The organism is Methanobacterium sp. BRmetb2 (assembly GCA_003491285.1).
Taxonomy (GTDB): domain Archaea; phylum Methanobacteriota; class Methanobacteria; order Methanobacteriales; family Methanobacteriaceae; genus UBA117.
Genome location: CP022705.1, coordinates 980727 through 998741, shown reverse-complemented (window position 1 = coordinate 998741; position 18015 = coordinate 980727). Strand labels below are relative to the sequence as shown.

14 protein-coding genes and 1 tRNA gene are annotated in these 18015 nt (G+C 33.5%); 8 read left to right on the top strand and 7 right to left on the bottom strand.

All coding sequences use genetic code 11. The features are described from left to right. Positions 1 to 163: 163 nt before the first annotated feature. The gene (cobI, locus tag CIT01_05120; protein AXV37619.1) at positions 164 to 868 is read right to left on the bottom strand and encodes a precorrin-2 C(20)-methyltransferase; all 705 of its coding nucleotides are present in this window, start codon (positions 866 to 868) and stop codon (positions 164 to 166) included. 137 nt (positions 869 to 1005) lie between these two features. Here cobI and CIT01_05115 point away from each other — a divergent pair, with 137 nt between their 5' ends. Together CIT01_05115 and CIT01_05110 are read left to right on the top strand one after the other, a co-directional pair. After that, positions 1006 to 2748, top strand: coding sequence for an ATP-dependent helicase (locus CIT01_05115; protein ID AXV37618.1), 1743 nt, complete (start codon positions 1006 to 1008; stop codon positions 2746 to 2748). 211 nt (positions 2749 to 2959) lie between these two features. Then, positions 2960 to 7813 (top strand): hypothetical protein, encoded by a 4854-nt coding sequence (locus tag CIT01_05110; GenBank protein AXV37617.1) that lies wholly within the window; start codon positions 2960 to 2962, stop codon positions 7811 to 7813. Between the two features lie 45 nt (positions 7814 to 7858). Here the strand turns inward: CIT01_05110 and CIT01_05105 are convergent, their stop codons facing one another. From CIT01_05105 to CIT01_05095, 3 genes are all read right to left on the bottom strand, one after another. Next, positions 7859 to 9517, bottom strand: coding sequence for a protein kinase (locus tag CIT01_05105; GenBank protein ID AXV37616.1), 1659 nt, complete (start codon positions 9515 to 9517; stop codon positions 7859 to 7861). A gap of 174 nt (positions 9518 to 9691) precedes the next feature. Beyond that, a tRNA-Arg gene (locus CIT01_05100) sits at positions 9692 to 9766 on the bottom strand. A 179-nt stretch (positions 9767 to 9945) separates the two neighbouring features. After that, positions 9946 to 10428, bottom strand: coding sequence for a hypothetical protein (locus tag CIT01_05095; protein AXV37615.1), 483 nt, complete (start codon positions 10426 to 10428; stop codon positions 9946 to 9948). 445 nt (positions 10429 to 10873) lie between these two features. On the opposite strand from CIT01_05095, the gene CIT01_05090 reads away from it, so the two are divergent. The 5 genes from CIT01_05090 to CIT01_05070 all read left to right on the top strand — a co-directional run bounded on the left by CIT01_05090 (position 10874) and on the right by CIT01_05070 (position 14684). Continuing rightward, on the top strand, positions 10874 to 11641 hold the full coding sequence (locus CIT01_05090; GenBank protein AXV37614.1) for an ATP-binding protein: 768 nt from the start codon (positions 10874 to 10876) through the stop codon (positions 11639 to 11641). A gap of 137 nt (positions 11642 to 11778) precedes the next feature. Continuing rightward, on the top strand, positions 11779 to 12396 hold the full coding sequence (locus CIT01_05085; protein ID AXV37613.1) for an SAM-dependent methyltransferase: 618 nt from the start codon (positions 11779 to 11781) through the stop codon (positions 12394 to 12396). Next, positions 12392 to 13606 carry a cation transporter gene (locus tag CIT01_05080; protein ID AXV38729.1) on the top strand — a complete coding sequence of 405 codons (1215 nt, stop codon included), beginning with the start codon at positions 12392 to 12394 and terminating at the stop codon, positions 13604 to 13606. Before CIT01_05085 ends, CIT01_05080 begins: the two co-directional genes overlap by 5 nt. Before the next feature lies 1 nt (position 13607). Beyond that, positions 13608 to 14261, top strand: coding sequence for a hypothetical protein (locus CIT01_05075; protein AXV37612.1), 654 nt, complete (start codon positions 13608 to 13610; stop codon positions 14259 to 14261). 15 nt (positions 14262 to 14276) lie between these two features. Further along, positions 14277 to 14684 (top strand): DtxR family transcriptional regulator, encoded by a 408-nt coding sequence (locus CIT01_05070; protein ID AXV37611.1) that lies wholly within the window; start codon positions 14277 to 14279, stop codon positions 14682 to 14684. 123 nt (positions 14685 to 14807) lie between these two features. On the opposite strand, the gene CIT01_05065 is transcribed toward CIT01_05070, so the two are convergent. From CIT01_05065 to CIT01_05055, 3 genes are all read right to left on the bottom strand, one after another. Next, positions 14808 to 15425 (bottom strand): formylmethanofuran dehydrogenase, encoded by a 618-nt coding sequence (locus CIT01_05065; protein ID AXV37610.1) that lies wholly within the window; start codon positions 15423 to 15425, stop codon positions 14808 to 14810. 111 nt (positions 15426 to 15536) lie between these two features. Beyond that, on the bottom strand, positions 15537 to 16160 hold the full coding sequence (locus CIT01_05060) for a hypothetical protein (protein ID AXV37609.1): 624 nt from the start codon (positions 16158 to 16160) through the stop codon (positions 15537 to 15539). A gap of 197 nt (positions 16161 to 16357) precedes the next feature. Then, positions 16358 to 17029, bottom strand: coding sequence for a hypothetical protein (locus CIT01_05055; GenBank protein AXV37608.1), 672 nt, complete (start codon positions 17027 to 17029; stop codon positions 16358 to 16360). A 143-nt stretch (positions 17030 to 17172) separates the two neighbouring features. On the opposite strand from CIT01_05055, the gene hisF reads away from it, so the two are divergent. After that, positions 17173 to 17997, top strand: coding sequence for an imidazole glycerol phosphate synthase subunit HisF (gene hisF, locus CIT01_05050; GenBank protein AXV37607.1), 825 nt, complete (start codon positions 17173 to 17175; stop codon positions 17995 to 17997). Positions 17998 to 18015 lie beyond the last annotated feature (18 nt).

Here is an 18015-nt window from a genome sequence, read left to right as displayed (position 1 = left end):
AGTAGTTAAATTAGTTAATAGAACTTATTTTATTATTTCAAATGTTTTAATTACTTAAAATGTATTATAAACTCATATTATTTTTAAACCTTTAAATGTGGATGTGAATAATCATTTTAGGATTTTGGCATTAATTCAAAGGTATCAGCTTTCAATGGGTTAATTATTTTTTATCTTTAAATTTAACTATTGTGGTTGAAAGATATTTTTTATCCTTTGAGAAACCATTTATTATTTTTTCGTCATCCATACTGCAGTTCTGCACAGACAATATTTCTTTAGTTCTTTCATCTTTATCTATAGTCTCTTCAAGTAATTTAAGATTTCTAGAGGTTTTCATTATGACAAAGGTGTCGCCATGTTCCATTATCTGTTCCAATCTTTCATCAACTTTAGGTACGATGACAATAATTTCATCTTTTTCAGCCAGAGGCATTTTTCCACTGGCGGCACATCCTGTAAATGAGGTTATTCCTGGAATTAACTCTACATCAAAGTTCATTCTGTTAATAATTTTAAAGATATAGGCAAAAGTACTATAAATTGACGGATCTCCCAATGTTATGAAGGCAACGTCCAGACCTTTATTTAGTTCTTTGGATATTAACTGGGCAGCCTTGTCCCAATACTCTTTAAGTTTATTATTATCTTCTATCATTGGAAATAGTGGTTCTAAAATTTCATATGAGTTATTTCGTTCTTTAAGAATTGGTTTAACGATTGATAATGCCAAACTCGGTTTTGAATCAGCGGATTTGGGGGCACATATTACATCCACACTTTTTAACATCTTTACAGCCTTTAATGTTAATAGTTCGGTATCTCCGGGCCCCACACCAATTCCTATTAATTTTCCTTTCTTCATGATCCACCTTCTATAATAAAAATTTCTTAATAAATTCCAAAATGGAATTAATTCAATAAAATTACATATAACTATTTAATGAATTCTTTTTTAAGGTTACACATGCATCTATTTATACCATCACCTAAATATAAGTCTCTATGGATAAGGATTTCATATGTAACAAGTGCGGAATGTTGAAAATGAACTGTATCTGTTCATCAAATAGCCCTAAAAGTTCCAAAAAGGTGGAAATTTCAAATAGTCAGATCTCAGATATTAAAAGGTCTTATCCTAATATTGATCAGGACATAATAGAAAATTTTCCTTTTCCCTATCCCCGCGAAGGGCAGCTGGAAATAATAGCTGAAATAAGGGATGCTATAGATAAAGGATTTCGCTACATAATCCTGGAGGCCGGCACCGGCACCGGCAAATCAGCGATAGCATCTACTTTAGTTAGGATGTATCAACCGGCTTACATTCTTACCATGACCAAACAACTCCAGTCACAGTATGCCAAGGAATTTGGCTATCCTTTGGTCAAGGGAAGATCTAATTTTGCATGTAAGGAAGATGATCTGGACTCAACTTGTGATATTGGGACCTGTCAAACCACACCCCGGTCACGGAAATTTACCTGTCCTTATGGAATAACCAAAGCTGATTATGATAAGGGGATACCTGCTTTTAAGGATGCATTTGAAAATCAAATTTATTTTAAGTCTACAGATAAATGTAACTACTGGGAACAGAAGGCTGAGGCAGTTAACAGTAAGATAACGTTAATGAATTATGATTATGCCTTGTTGGAGCTTAACTACGTCAAACATTTTAATAAGAGAAATATAATGATCTTGGACGAGGCCCATAATATTGAAGACAAGCTCATGCACCGCTTGGAGGTAAATATTTTCAATAAAAGACTGGAAAAGGATATAAAAAAATCAATACCTCGTTCAATGATGGAATATGAGGATCCTTCAGAATGGGTAATGTTTGTCGAGTCCACATATGAGGATTATAAGGCTATTAACGTAAAAGATATTCCCAAAAATAAGGCAGACAGAATAAATCGGACCAAAAACCGCTTAAACGAGCTTTTGACCAATATGGAAGATAATCCTAAAAATTGGGTGGTTGATTCATCACCGGGTGGTGTTTCCTTTAAACCATTGAAAGTGAATATGTACGCTGAAGAACATCTTTTAAAACATGCTGATGTCTGTTTGTTTATGAGTGCCACTATTTTGGACCATAAATTGTTCAGTAAATGGTTGGGCATACGTCCTGCGGAGCTTTATTCCCTAAAAATCGACAGTACTTTTCCAACCTCAAAAAGACCAGTATATATTAAAACTAAGGGTAAAATGTCAGCTAGTTCCATAAAACACACGGCACCAAAGACCATATCTGTCTTGAATAAGATTATAAAACATCATAAACATGAAAAAGGACTTATACATACTCATAACTATAAATGTCAAGAATATATCATGAATAACATCCATAATTCCCGTTTAATTAGTCATAACAGTCAAAATAGGGAATATCAACTGAATCAATTCGAAAAAAGTAAGGATCCCTTGATATTGGTTAGTCCATCCATGAGTGAGGGCGTTGATTTGCCCTATGATCAGTGCCACTTCCAGGTTATTTATAAAGTACCCTTCCCTTATCTGGGGGATAAGCAAGTAAATAAAAGAATGCGACGGGACCCTCGTTGGTATGCTTATAAAACTGTAATGACACTGATTCAAGCATATGGGCGAGGTATGAGGGCTGAGGATGATTATTGTGATACTTACATTTTAGATGGTAACATAGATATGATGTTTAAAAGTCCCAGATATAGATCACTTGTACCAAAATTCTTTAAAGAAGCAGTACAAAGGGATGATTAATCTGATTAATAAAATAGAAATATATACCTCTTAAATTAGAATTTTTTATATAGTATCAATATAAAATAATATATGATTAATAACAGTTTTTTAAATTTTTATATTAATCCCACTTCTTAATAATCCTAAATGAGTAAAAATGGGGGCGCCTTAAATAACAGAAATTCACAAGCAAATTGGAGTATTACGCCAGAATCTTCTGGATTTAACCATGCGAAATCAGCTTTTAAATTTTCGGCCGAGAACCACCACAGTAGAACTAGTTGACATTTGTCCTGAAAATGTATATCAGACATTGGTTCTAAATAGGAGAAAAAGAGAAAGCGAAATATATTTTTTACCTAAAAAACAGGCCAAAAAGCAGGATAATGTTGAACTTCGCAATAATTTAGAGGATATGATGGCAGGACGCTTTATATGGAAACTGGCAGATATAGAAATTGTAGGTCACCAGATCCTGACTGATGAAGAAAAAAAATTAGTGGATGTTCTGGTTAAGCTAAATGATGATTCCACGCTAACGGAAGAAGAATCATCAATTTTATGGGAAGTTCCCCCTCCTGAATCGGCTCACACAGAAAAATACAAAAACCAATTTTTGCAGACCAATCTAAGCACTAAAGAACTTCAAAAAAGACTATTTTACATCAATCAACAGTCAAAATCCATGCTGGAAGAACAGGGTTACAACATTCTGTACATGGCGCTTGGATCAGTGGAATGGAAAGAAATCAATGGTAATAACGAGTTCAGAAAGGCTCCTCTTATTTTAATTCCTGTAGAATTAGAACGTAAAAAAGTTAAAGGGTCTTTTAAACTTCGATGGACAGGTGAAGATGCAGTTAGTAATATTTCACTCCAAGCAAAACTTATTGAGCAAGGAATAGAATTACCTGACTTCGAAATGATGGAAACTAAAGAATGTGTAACTGAATATTTTGAAAGGGTTAGACAGGAATTAAAATCCAAAAAATCGTGGAATATAACAGATGATGTTTATTTGGGCTTTTTCAGTTTTACGAAATTCGTCATGTTCAAAGATCTGCAAACTGAAAGCTGGCCTGAAGACATATCCTTAGAGAAAAGTCCAATAATTAAGGCAATATTTGATCCAGATGCTGATTTAAATGACGAAGAATTCCATGAAAATGAAGTTGACTTGAAACTTTCACCTCGAGATGTTTTCCATGTAGTTGATGCTGACTCTTCACAGATTGCAGTAATAGAGGATGTGAAACTGGAAAAAAATATGGTGGTGGAAGGGCCTCCGGGCACTGGAAAATCCCAAACTATCGTCAATTTGATAGCTGAACTTATGGCACACGGAAAAACAATTTTATTTGTCAGTGAAAAAATGGCAGCACTGGAAGTAGTTAAAAGCCGTTTAGACCATGTAGGTTTGGGAGAATTTTGTCTAGAACTCCACAGTAGAAAATCAAATAAAAAAGATGTGTTGTTGGAACTTCAAAGCACATTAAATCGTTGTCAGGATATAAAATTAGAGTTAGACGAAGAGTTTGCTAAGTTAGAGGAACTCCGGTCTGAATTAAATGATTATGTACAGTTCATCCACCAACCCCTGGGCGAAATAGGATTCACACCATTCCATTTATTTGGGATAAAAGAAGAAGTAATTGATCATTTCGAGGAAATAAATCGTAAAATGCCTCGTTTCAATTTTCCAAATCCGGATAAACTTACAATTGAAGAATGGAACCATTCCATATTTATATTAAATGAGTTATCACAAATCTTTAAACTAGTCCGGCCCCTAGAAGAAAATCCATGGCGCCAATGTAATGTTGATCCCATATTACCGGTTGATTTAGAGGATATAGAATTTTTACTGGATAAATCCATACAAACATTGGATGATCTTAGAGATAAAGTAAAAAATTTGGCTGATATGACAGGGATAAACTCTCCCGACACGTTTAAACATTTAAATGATTTTATTAGCACTGTTAACCTTATTTTATCACTACAACCTATTGATAAAAATATTTTACTTGATTCAAAGTGGGAAGATTCTAAAGCCGAAGTTTATGCCCTTATTAAAGATGTTAAACACTTCAAACAACAGAAAGAAGGATTTTTGACCGGTTTCATGCCGGATGTGCTGGACGAGGATCTGGAATCTTTGGTCACAGAATATGAGGGATTATCCGGCAGATTTTTAAAATCTTTAAGCGGAGATTATCGTAAGATAAAGAGCAAAGCCATGTCTTTACATATTGAAAATCCCCCAGAAGACGATAAAATAATGGTTAATAACATTAAAAATCTTTTAATGTGTAAAAAACTTCGTGATAATATTCGGTCCAATGAAGTAGTTGGAAGAAGTTTTTTCGGTTCTAAATGGCAGGGTGAGCATGGAGATCCTGAAGCTCTGATGTACTTATCTGATGACATTTTAACCATCAGAAAACTTCTAAGAAATGGAAATTTAGGTGAAAAATCCCTGGACATACTTTCTTCACCAAAAACACGTTCAGAGATCTCTAAATCAATAAAAGATATATCTTGGATAAAAAAACAGTTTCAGGATTTGATAGATAAACTGGATGAATATCTGCATTTTGAAGAAGAATCAGTTTTAACTAAAAATAATGTTGCAGCATCACTCAAAGATATGCGTTCTCAGTTAAACATATATGAAGGGGAAATTTCCAAGTTACAGGTTTGGTCTCAGTATACCTCAATTAAACGAGATATTTCCCGGACTCATGCTCGACATATAATTGAAATAGTAGAAGAGGATAGGCTTAAACCTGATGACATAGTGCCCTGTTTTAAGGGGAATTTCGCAGATTCTCTACTTAAAATTGCCTTTTTAAGCACCTCGATTCTATCTAAATTTGTGGGAGGTATGCATGAAAACAAAATCCACGAATTTAAAGAACTGGATAATAAGCTAATATCTCTTAATAGATTAAGAATTGCCAAAAAGCTCTATGAAAGCAGACCGTCAGTTCGTGGTGGTGCTTCTCCTAACTCGGAACTTGGAATATTGTTAAACGAATTTTCCAGAAAGAGGGGACACATGCCTATAAGGAAACTATTATCCTCTTCTGGAAGTTTAATACAACGAATTAAACCGTGTTTTATGATGAGCCCATTATCAGTGGCCCAATTTCTGGATCCAATGAGTATAAAAAGTTTAAAATTTGATTTCGTAATTTTTGACGAAGCCAGTCAAGTAAAACCTGAGGATGCTTTAGGTGCACTTTTAAGGGCCGAAAAAGCGGTTATAATGGGCGATACTAAACAATTACCTCCTACATCTTTCTTTGACATGATGATTGATAGCGGGCGGGAAGAAACCTACGAATTAGCATCCATTGTAGACATGGAAAGTATTTTACATCTATGTAAACGTAGTTTTCCCACAAAAATGTTAAGATGGCACTATCGAAGTAGGCACGAATCCTTAATAGCAGTGTCCAATCACGAATTTTATGACGACAACCTTTTAATATATCCTTCACCTTGCCGGGACTCGGAAGTAATAGGATTAAAACTAAAATATCTCCCGGAAACAGTTTATGATAGAGGTCACAGTTCTACCAATCGAGAAGAAGCAAAAATTGTTGTGCAAACTGCTTTTGAACATTACAAACGATTTGGAAATGATAGAAGCCTAGGTATAGGTACCTTTAACGTTAAACAACAGCAAGCCATCCTGGAAGAATTGGAACTCCAACTTAAACTTAACCCAGAAATGGAAAAACATTTTAGTGACAGTCATGAGGAACATTTCTTTGTTAAAAATCTGGAAACAATCCAGGGAGATGAGAGAGATGTTATTTTTATTAGTGTAGGTTATGGATTTGATGAAAATCATCGTTTAACTAATAACTTCGGACCACTTAATCATGACGGTGGGGAACGCCGTTTAAATGTTCTTATAACTCGTGCTAGGGAGTTATGTGTAGTCTTTTCCAATTTCAAATCTCGAGACCTCAAAATAAAACCCAACTCCCCATTTGGTTTAAGGGCTTTAAAAGACTTCTTAGAATATGCTGACACAGGATATTTACCAGATTTAGCCTTAGAAAAAACAAAAACAGAATCTTCTTTTGAAAATTCAATTTACAGATTCCTGAAAGGACAGGGATATGAAGTGGATATGCAAATAGGTTGCGCAGGCTTTAAAATTGATTTAGCTGTTGTTGACCCTGACAATCCCTCTAATTATTTATTGGGAATAGAATGTGATGGATCAATGTACAATAGCTCCCCAGTGTCTCGTGACCGGGATAGATTACGAGAAGAAATACTGAAAAGATTGGGATGGAATTTCCATAGAATATGGGCCACGGACTGGTACAGAAATCGGGATGAAAGCCAGAAAAATCTAATAAAAATAATTGAAAGCTATAGAAATAAAGAAGAACTTCCGCTCAGGGAAACTTTAGATAATAAAAAAGATATTGATGTTTTTGAAGACGAATCTAAAGTGATTGTTGAGGATAAAACAGCAGAAGAGGTAGTTCAAGGAAATATTGAGGATTTAGTACCAGTATATGAAGTATGCACTGGGTTGGGTATAGATATATCTGGTGATTTAGATGAGAATAACCTGGCCCAGGTAACCAGAGGATTAGGTCAGGTTGTAGAAGTTGAATCCCCTATCCATATGGAGGAAGTAGTTAGGAGGCTGCGCACTCTCTGGGGTTTAAAAAGGGCCGGAAAAAAAATAAAAGAAGTAATTGCTACTTCAGCACAACTTGCTGAGCAGGATGGTCAACTTACCATAATAGATGGCTTTTTATTTTCTAATGGTAAAGAAGTAATGGTTAGATGTAGAAGGGGAGATATAAAGCCTAAAATTGATTTAATAAGTGATTTAGAGATTGAAAAAGCAATATATATGGTTATAATGAATCAATTCGCAACTGATGAGGATGAATTAATTAAAAAAGCTTCCAGACTTCTTGGATTTAAATCCACCCGGGGGAACATTGCAAAAAGACTAAAAGCTGTGGTTGAAAAATTGGTGAGGGAAGGTAAACTCATAAAAAACAGTGAAGGGCTTCTGGATATTGCAAAAACTGATACTTAAATCTATATAATTGAATAAAAACATCAATAAAAATAAAAAGATAAATTAAATATTTTTAAAACGGACAATATAAATAATTAGACCCAATCCCAAAATTCCGCTTGCAGCAAATCCTAAAAATCCTAAAATCGGCATTTCAAATATCATAGGGCCCTTATCAATTTGTATTATCCATGATGAGCCCAAAAGAAGTGCAGCAATTATAATGGCCACCACAATTTTATTACTTATTCTCTCTAAATTATCCGAAAATTCCTCTGAATATTTGATTTTAATTTCACTTTCCTCAATCTTTCCCATAAGTAGGTTTACATGCCTAGGCAGGTTTTTAACTAGGTGTTCAAGTTCAAACATGTTTTCTTTGAAAAATTCAACAATATTTTCTGGACTGATCTTTTTAAGGAGTATTTTTTTAACCATTGGTTTCAATACATTGGTGGCATCAAATTCTGGATCAAGTGAGTAGGCTACTCCCTCTATAAGGGATACAGAACGTATTATAAGAGTAAATTCTGGTGGTATGTGGGTTTGGTACTTGTAAATTAATGGTATAGCCAGATCTTTCATGATATTACCTAAACGCATTTCTTGAAGACTCGCCCCATAATAACGATCAAAAACGTCCATAATATCCCTTTTAAGTAATTGTCGATCAACAGTTTGGTCAATAATATGCATGTAGATTAATTGGTTGATCACAGCATCCGCATTATAATCAATGGCATGCATAAATAGTTCGCCTAGATTTGCCATAAATTCATTATCAATATGGCCCATCATCCCAAAATCTATATAACAAAGTACATTATTCTCTAAAACATACATGTTTCCAGGGTGAGGGTCTGCATGGAAAAATCCGTCCTCTAAAATCTGTTTAAAGTAAGATTTAGCAACTCTTTTAGCCAGAAGCTTATCGTCAAACCCATCTGGATTATCCAGAACATTTACCATTTTATTGCCATGCATGAACTCCATGGTTAAAACCAGAGAAGTTGAATAATCCGAAAAAATACGGGGAACGTAAATACCTTCATCATTAGCGAAGTTAGCACCAAAATTTTGGGTATTTCTTGCTTCCAATTGATAATCCATCTCTTTAGTAATAGATTTTTCAAATTCATCAACGATTACAGGAATATTGAAGATGCGCATACTGGGAATGGTTTTGTTAATAAGTCCCGCCATATGATGCATTATCACCAGATCCTTATCCACAATTTCCTGAATACCGGGTCTTTGTATCTTTATTGCCACTTCGGTACCATCTATAAGAAATGCCCGGTGAACTTGACCAATCGATGCTGCAGCAACAGGCTCAGAGTTAAAATTTGAGAAAAGTAGATCTAACGGTTTTCCAAGCTCTTTTTCAATTGTTGATTTTACTATTTTAAAATCAAATGGTTTAGCATCATCTTGAAGTTTAGCGAATTCATCTGCCATCTTGTGCCCAACCAGATCAGGCCGGGTACTCAACATCTGCCCCAATTTAACAAAAGTAGGACCTAACTCTTCAAAAACCATTCTTAACCGTTCAGGGGCCGATGCATCAAGATCAATATCTGCATCATATCTTTTGAAGAGGCCCCTCCAAAAAGATCCTTTTAATTTTGATTCTCCCAACAAGTTATGGAATTTATATTTGGCAAATAATCGGATAATTTCATTCAAACGATTATAATCTATTTTTCTCTGAAAGTTAATCATTTAAGACCCTCTAAATTAGTATAATTAGACTTAAAAATTTCATTGAAAATGCTTTAAAGTAATTTATTCCCTCCAAGAATAGTATGATTTATAAAAACATTAATATCTATTTATTTTCTAATTTTCTTAATTATAATTTAAAAATAGTTTTTAACTTATATAAAGATATATAAGCGGACCCGGGGGGATTTGAACCCCCGATCTTGGGATCCGAAGTCCCACGTCTTATCCTGACTAGACTACGGGCCCAGATAATTAATTGTAGATTGATCAAAACTTCTTAATCTCTAAAACAGAATTGATCAGAACAAAAGTTTACATTAAATAGTTTATAACTTTATTTATTATATAATTTTTGTATTTTTGTCAAAGGGGAATATTAATTGTTTTTAGTTCTATTTAGTTTTAAAAAACCAAATACATCTTGTTTATTCAAGGTTTTTCAAGTTTGAAATACATTTTTTTAAAACTTTAACTGCTTGTTCTTCCTTTTCAACAGGAATTTCTTCAGTTATTCTTTCTATTTTGAAAGTTAATTCATTGAACATGGTTTTTTCTTCGCCAAACATCTCAAGAAACAGATCCCTGAATTTACAAAATTTTTTTCTGGATTCTTTTCTGACTTTTCTAATATTATATAATAATTTTTTTCCTTGGGGGGTAATTTCATAAATTGTTTTTGAACGTTTACCAATTGATGACACTTGTATTAATCCTTCTTGTTCTAATTGTTTTAAGAGAGGATAAATAGTTCCTTTACTCGGAGTCCAACCACCACCAGTCCTTTCACTCATAGATTTTAACAAGTCATAGCCTGATCTTGGTTTTTCATTTAACGAGTGCAAAATGAATAAGGTTAATAAGCGTATTTCCTTTCCATCAATTGATACAAATTTCCATAATCCAGCCATGATATAATTATAACTGGAGGGTATATAAATATCTGATTTTGAACAGTTTAGTTATTACTTAATTAGAATATCTATACAATTGAAACTATGTATTTTTCAATAAATATTGGAGATTAAGAATTTGAATTAGAACCAAAAATTTTAATTTAAATTTTCAATTTATAATTCTATTTATTTGCCCTTAAATATTCTGGATTTATCCCTCATTCTTGTTTTTTTAGAGTTTTTATAATTTTAAAGGTCTATTTTTACTTTTTCCTGTTTGTTGATTCTTAATGGTGTATCATATTTTCAAATTTTCCATTTTATACAGTATAATATAATAATATTAATATATCAAAAATGAACAGTTCGAAATCGAAATATTTATATGGTTATTACTTATCACTAATTGTGATTAGGATATGATTTGTGGATTAAGACAGAAATCAAAGAGGTATAAAATATGAAACTTGCTATATGTGGAAAAGGAGGCAGTGGTAAAAGTACCATTGCAGCGCTCCTAGCAAAATCTTTTGTAAAAAAAGGTGACAGTGTTCTTGTAATTGATACGGACGAATCAAACTTTGGTCTTCACCGGCAATTGGGGGTTGAACTACCCCAAGATTTCACCAATTATGTTGGTGGTAAAGATGCTGCTTTGAAAAAAATCATGGATGCAACACCTGACTGGGAATCAATATCATTTTTTGATGAGGAATGGACTATTTCTAATATTCCCCCGGCTTATTTCTCAGAAAAAAATGGAATAAAGCTCATTGCTATTGGAAAAATTCATGAGGTGGGTGAAGGATGCGCCTGCACAATGGGAATGCTGGCCAAGGAGTTTATTGGCAATTTGAGTTTGAATTCCAATGAAGTGGTTATTATTGATACTGAAGCTGGTATCGAACACTTTGGAAGAGCTATTGAAAAAGATGTGGACGCCATCCTCATGATAGTCGACCCCTCCTTTGAGTCCATGAAACTGTCAGAAAAAGTAGTTGAATTGAGTAGTAGCATAGGCAAACCAGTCTATTTTGTCCTGAATAAAGTTGATGAAACCAATGAACAATTCCTACGGGAGTCCATCACTGATCAAGATATGATCATTGCGGCTATTCCAGCAGATACCAAACTTTCACTGGCTGGACTTAAAGGCGAGGAACTTATAACAGAAATCAAGGAAATTCAGATCATGAATAAATTTTTAACTGAAAATTTTAAGCAATAAATGGATAAAATTCAAAAAATTGCTTATAGTTTCCATGAATAGATCTGGTATCTACATATAACCAACTTTTTTAAAATATAAGGAGTGAATGGGTGAACAATGCCAATAATAATTTATATCAACCAAGGAGGTATAATATGAGTAATAATCGGCTGTGTAAAAACCAATATGGCCATGAGTCCTCTAATATGAAAAATAGACAAAAAAGAAGACCAACTAGTTTCTGGGTGCAGGACCCTGAACTTGTTTTTGGTGAACTAAAACTTAAAGAAGGATATTATTTTTTGGATATAGGTTGTGGAACAGGGGATTATTCTATCCATGCCTCCAAGATTGTCGGCGATTCTGGAGTAGTATATGCACTGGATATTCAAAAGGAATTAATAAATAATCTAAGAGAAAAAGCTTATTCTGAGGGATTTAAAAATATTAAGGCCATAGTATCTGATATGACCTGCCCACTACCTATAGAAGATAACAGTATTGATGTTTGTTTTATTTCCACAGTTCTCCATTCAATTGATCTGACTAAGCATGGGGAGATGTTATTTGGTGAAATCCATCGTGTTTTAAAACTTGATGGACGTTTGGTAATCATTGAATGTAAAAAAGAAGATTTATCCCGGGGTCCACCAATGCATATGCGTATATCGCCAGAAGAACTTGAAAATTGCGTAACTTCCTATGGTTTTAGAAAGTTAAACTTGGTTGACCTTGGCTTCAATTATATGATCCAATTTGGTGTTAAAAATTAATGAAAAAATTAAAATTGATTTAAAAAAAGGAGAAAGAGCAGCTCAATATTCCAGCCTAATTAACCTATTCCTTGCAATAATTAAAGGTATAGTGGGATTTTTATCTGGAAGTATAGCTTTAATTGCAGATTCCATTCACTCTTTTTCAGACATATTTGCATCACTTGCTGTATACATTGGACTTAAACTTTCCAGGCGAAAACCTGATGAAAAATTCCCTTATGGCTATTATAAGGTTGAAACATTTGCATCTTTAATAGTATCTGCTTTGATAATTATAACTGGAGTGGAAATAGCATTTGATTCATTTAACGCATTTTTAAATCCCAGTATAATTGAAATACCATTAATCAGTCTGTTTGTCGCCGCTCTTTCCGTTGTGATTTCATTTTTACTAGCACGGTATAAAGAAAAAATTGGGAGGGAAATAGGATCTCATGCACTCATAAATGATGGAAAACATAGCTTCGTTGATATATTATCATCTCTAATTGTTTTTATAGGTATATTATGTTCATATATTGGTTATTTGGGTGTAGATGGAATTTCAGGGATTTTTGTTGCGCTATTAATAGTTTATATAGGATTAAAATTGGCTAAAGATGATGTTATGGTTCTTTTAGATGCCAGTATGGATCCTGAAAAGATTAAACAAATTAGAACTATTGCCGAAGGTGTTAACTGTGTGGAAGCTGTGCATGATATTAAAATTAGAAGATCAGGTCCTTTTATATTTGTAGAATTGCATCTGGAAACACAAAAAGGATTGCCAGTAAAAAGAGCCTATGAAATTTCAAATAAGGTGCGAGAAGCCATTAAAGATGAAATTCAAAATGTGGACAGTTTAACCGTGCAAATAGAGCCTTTTAAAAAGGAAAAACTTCGAATAGCTGTTCCTGTGGAAAATAAAGAAGGAATGAAATCTGCTATTTCCAAACATTTCAACAAAGCACCCTACATCCTAATTGCAGATGTATTTCATGATAAAGTAGCTGATATTACTATTAGAGATAGTCCATGGGCTAGATATGACAATGAGAGGAGGATAAAAGTAGCTGAATTTTTAAGAAAAGAGAAAGTTGATATTTTAGTGAAGTCTGAAGTTATGGAAGACCAGATGCATATCCTATCAGATGAATTGATGGATATTATAGGACCTGACGGTATAACTCTTGAAGAAATAATTAAAAACGCTGCTAAAAAGGGATAAAATGAATATAAGAATTCTATATAATCATAAAGTTAAAAATGGTTTTAAAGCAGGGTGGGGGTTTTCGTGCCTTTTGGAAACTATCCAGGACAAAATACTTTTTGATACGGGTTGGAACGGAGATATTTTACTTCATAATATGAAAATTGCAGATATTAATCCAGAGGAGATAGATAAAATAGTAATTTCTCATGATCATTGGGATCATATAGGTGGTTTAAACCATATATTAAAATATGGAAAGAAACCTGAAGTATATGTACCTCAATCGGCATCATACAACCTTAAAAATGAAATAAAACGATTTACAAATATTACTGAGATCTCTAATGCAAAAAAAATATGTGAAAATATTTGGAGCACAGGAGAGATGGGTGAAAAAATAAAAGAGCAATTTTTGATAATAAAAACTGAGAAAGGGAACATAATTCTTACAGGATGTGCCCATCCTGGACTTGAAAGCAATATTGAAAAATTAAGGGATTTGGGGGAAATTTATGCAGTCATCGGATGTTTTCACCATTCTAAGCTTGATATTTTAAAGGGAATTCCTGTAATTGTACCTTGTCATTGTACAGATAACATCAAAGAAATAGAACAGGAAATGCCCGATTCATATAAAAATTGTGTAGTAGGACTTAATTTTAATTTATAAAAAAAAGATGATTAAATGAATGAAGATTCCCTTAACCTTACCAAAAGTATTGAGGATTACCTTGAAGTTATTTACAAATTGAAAAAAGCTAAAGGAATTATTAAAGTGAGTGATATTGCTGAAGAACTTAATGTTAAACCTCCAAGTGTAGTAGAAGCAGTTAATAAGATGTCTAAATTGAAATTTATATCCCACAAAAAATATGGGGAAATAAAATTAAATAAACGAGGAATAAAAATCGCAAAAAGCATTACATATAAACATACTACACTCAAAAACTTTTTAAATATTTTAGGCGTTAATAATAAAACTGCTGAGAGAGAAGCATGTGCAATGGAACACATTTTAAGTAATTCAACAGTTAAAAAAGTGAAAAATTCACAAAATTCATTGAGATTTATTCAGCTGATACTACCTTTTTAAAATCTTTTAGATACTATGAAAAGAACAATAAAATGCCCAATAAATTTAAAAGACGAAATTTTTGAATAAAATTTTGATGTTGGCGGAATGTGAAAAGAGAGATAGTTAAAAATTTAAATAGATTCATGTTCTTGAATAATCATCAAAACAGGGGATACACACAAATTTACCATTTTCTACCCGTGTTCTGTGTTCTGCAACCAGCTCACCACACTTGGCACATTTAACTGATTGGAATATCCTGGCTTCTTCAGGAATATCAATTTTTACTTCTTCAATTTTGAACAATTCGTTATCTGGCATATCTAAAATGTTTTGAGTAGTTTTATCTCTTTGTTTTTCATATTCTAATTTTTCTTCAGCACTGGCTGAGTTGGAAAAAGTTTTTTCCCGGATTCTGGCAAATTCTGGGTCCATCTCATCTATGCCTTTACTTAGAGATAAACGTAGAGCATTTCCAGTATTTCTGTTTATGAAGATGTAAACTTGTTTTCCATAGTCTTTGAATATTAAATTGCCTTTTCCAAAAGTACAGCCAGTTAAGACCTGTATGGCATCTACACTGCAGCTGTCATTTTCTACAATAGCCAGGAACTCTTCATTTACAGCTCTGGCCGAACTTAGTTTTTTAATTGCTATTTCTCCTGCCCGGTATCCAATAGCTATTCCAGGGCATGTATGTCCATGAAATTTATTAACTTCTGAGAAGGGGATTATATCCTGTTTATTTGAATCTTCCATTATGTCACCTCATTAGTTATTAGAAGAATATCCTATTTTTAATCAATATTATTAGCGAAATATCATATTTGTACTTTAATATTCTAAGAAAAAAATTGAATAAAATTGTATCTATTTATACATTTGTGCTAGAGGATCCTTCCCATCTGGAAACATGGCTCCGAATGGTTCGAATTTCTCTATATCCCGGATAGTACAAAAATGCATTCCCTTATCTGAACCAGTCATCATAAGCGGTTCTGCCTTTTCAACGTCCCATGTTCCATCTTCTCCATTGTAAATATCATCTTCTATCTCTAAATGGACAACTTTGCCCATAATTAGAGTGTATGGAAATTTATCGTATTCATCTTCAAATTCTTTGTAGAGTTTACATTCCATCCAGGTATAACATCCATCTATTCCTGGTGTTTTAATTTTTTGGGAAGGTTTTTCTTCTAGCCCCGCCAGTTCAAATTCGTCTGTTTCTGGGGAACTGAACTTGGCAGTAGGAATAACGCTTTCCACCATATCTGCACCAGGCATATTCAGTACAAATTCTCCTGTGCTTCGGATATTATCAAGGGTATGTCTCATAACACCAGCTGATGCTACACATACAAGATCAAAAGGTCTTAAAATGGGCATTACGCAGGAATATGGTGCTATATTCCGAATTCCGTCTTCACTAATTGTGGATATGAATGCCACAGGCAATGGTATTAGAGATTCTCGTTTAAAATTTTTTAATATCATATTATCACCATTATTCGTTAAGGTTTGAATAATATAAATATTATAGTTTTGTTTAATAGTATTACTAACTCAATAAAATTCATGGAAAATATATTACTCAACTTTCATAAAATAAACTTGAAATCACTAAACAAAGGACTGTTTATTAAAAAATTAAAATTTAGTTTAAATAAATGATTTATTCACTTTTTAACGTTTTATGAAGTTACTGCAGTATTTTTTGGATAAATTAAACCGGTAAATCTACTCTCATAGGTAAATAGATAAGTGAAAACCAGGAGACTAAGTACAAGGTAACTTATAATCCTCCAGATCCCTGTAAAAATAGGTAAATATGCTCCAATTACTATAATCTGGCTTAGTAATTCGGCAAATATGGTGAATATGGTAATTAAGGCTAAATACTTGACCCATCCCGTTTTTGCAATTAATCCTATTATCTTTTTGAAATCAAATCCTGCTACAAAACGTCCTTCATGGGCCATGTGGGCCAGGGACATGATAAAAAGGCTGTTTACTAAAATAGTATAAACTACTTTTATAATGAGAATGGAAGTATCATTAAAAACAGGGTATATGTTTAATAAGAGATTTATAATCCAAAGAAGTCCATAAAAAACTACTGCGAATATTATCCCTAATCCCAGCAACTTCAAACCATCTTTTAATAGTTCTTTCCAATCATTAAAGTCCGGACGCTCGGATTTACCATGCGTTGTATATTTTATAATTCTCACCAGATATCCACAGGCCATAATCCCTGGAATTACTAAAAAACTTGTTAAAAATAGAATTAACAGTTTAAAATATTTTTTATTATCTGAAAAAGGATAACTAAGAGAATCTAACAAAATTTTATTTACTTCCATGATTATGATCCCTCTTATTACAACACAATTTGTGATAGTATTTCTAATTGTTATATTTTTTATATAATGCAATTATAAAAGTTATTGCATAATTAGATTATGAAATCATAATTGATTATAATATTAATTTCAGGAGATAACTCATGCTTGCCAAAAGAATTATTCCTTGTTTAGACTGCGACTTGCAGGTACCCCATGGTAGGGTGGTAAAGGGTATTGAATTTAAACAGATCCGTTATGCTGGCGAACCAGTGGAACTGGCCACCAAATACTATGAAGATGGAGCAGATGAAATAGTATTTCTGGACATTACTGCCTCTCATGAGAGAAGAGAAACCATGGCCCATGTAATAGATGCCACCACCGAGAATGTATTCGTACCAATATGTGTGGGTGGGGGAATTAGAAAACCACAAGATTATGTTAACATGCTAAAAGCTGGTGCTGATAAATGTTCAACCAATACAGCAGCTATCCACAACCCTGATTTGATTAATGAAGCCTCTAAGGTAGTGGGGTCCCAGGCTTGCGTTATTGGGATCGATGCCAAAAGGAGATACGTGGACAACCCTAATGAAAATGAGGATAAAATAATAATTGAAACTCCCGAAGGTTACTGCTGGTATGATTGCAGTATCTACGGTGGGAGAGAATTTACAGGAATAGATGCCATTGTCTGGGCCATGGAATGCCAAGACCGGGGGGCAGGTGAGATCCTTTTAACCTCCATGGATCGTGACGGTACCAAGGACGGTTATGACCTTCCCCTAACCCGAACCATGAGTGAAAATCTGGATATTCCTGTGATTGCCTCGGGTGGTGTAGGTAATCCAGAACATATTTATGAAGCTTTCACCAAGGGTAAAGCAGATGCGGCATTAGCTGCCAGTATCTTCCACTTTAATGAGTATCCTGTACCTCAGGTTAAAGAGTATTTGAAGGAGAAGGGTGTTGTGGTTAGGGTTTGAAAATAATAAATTAATTAA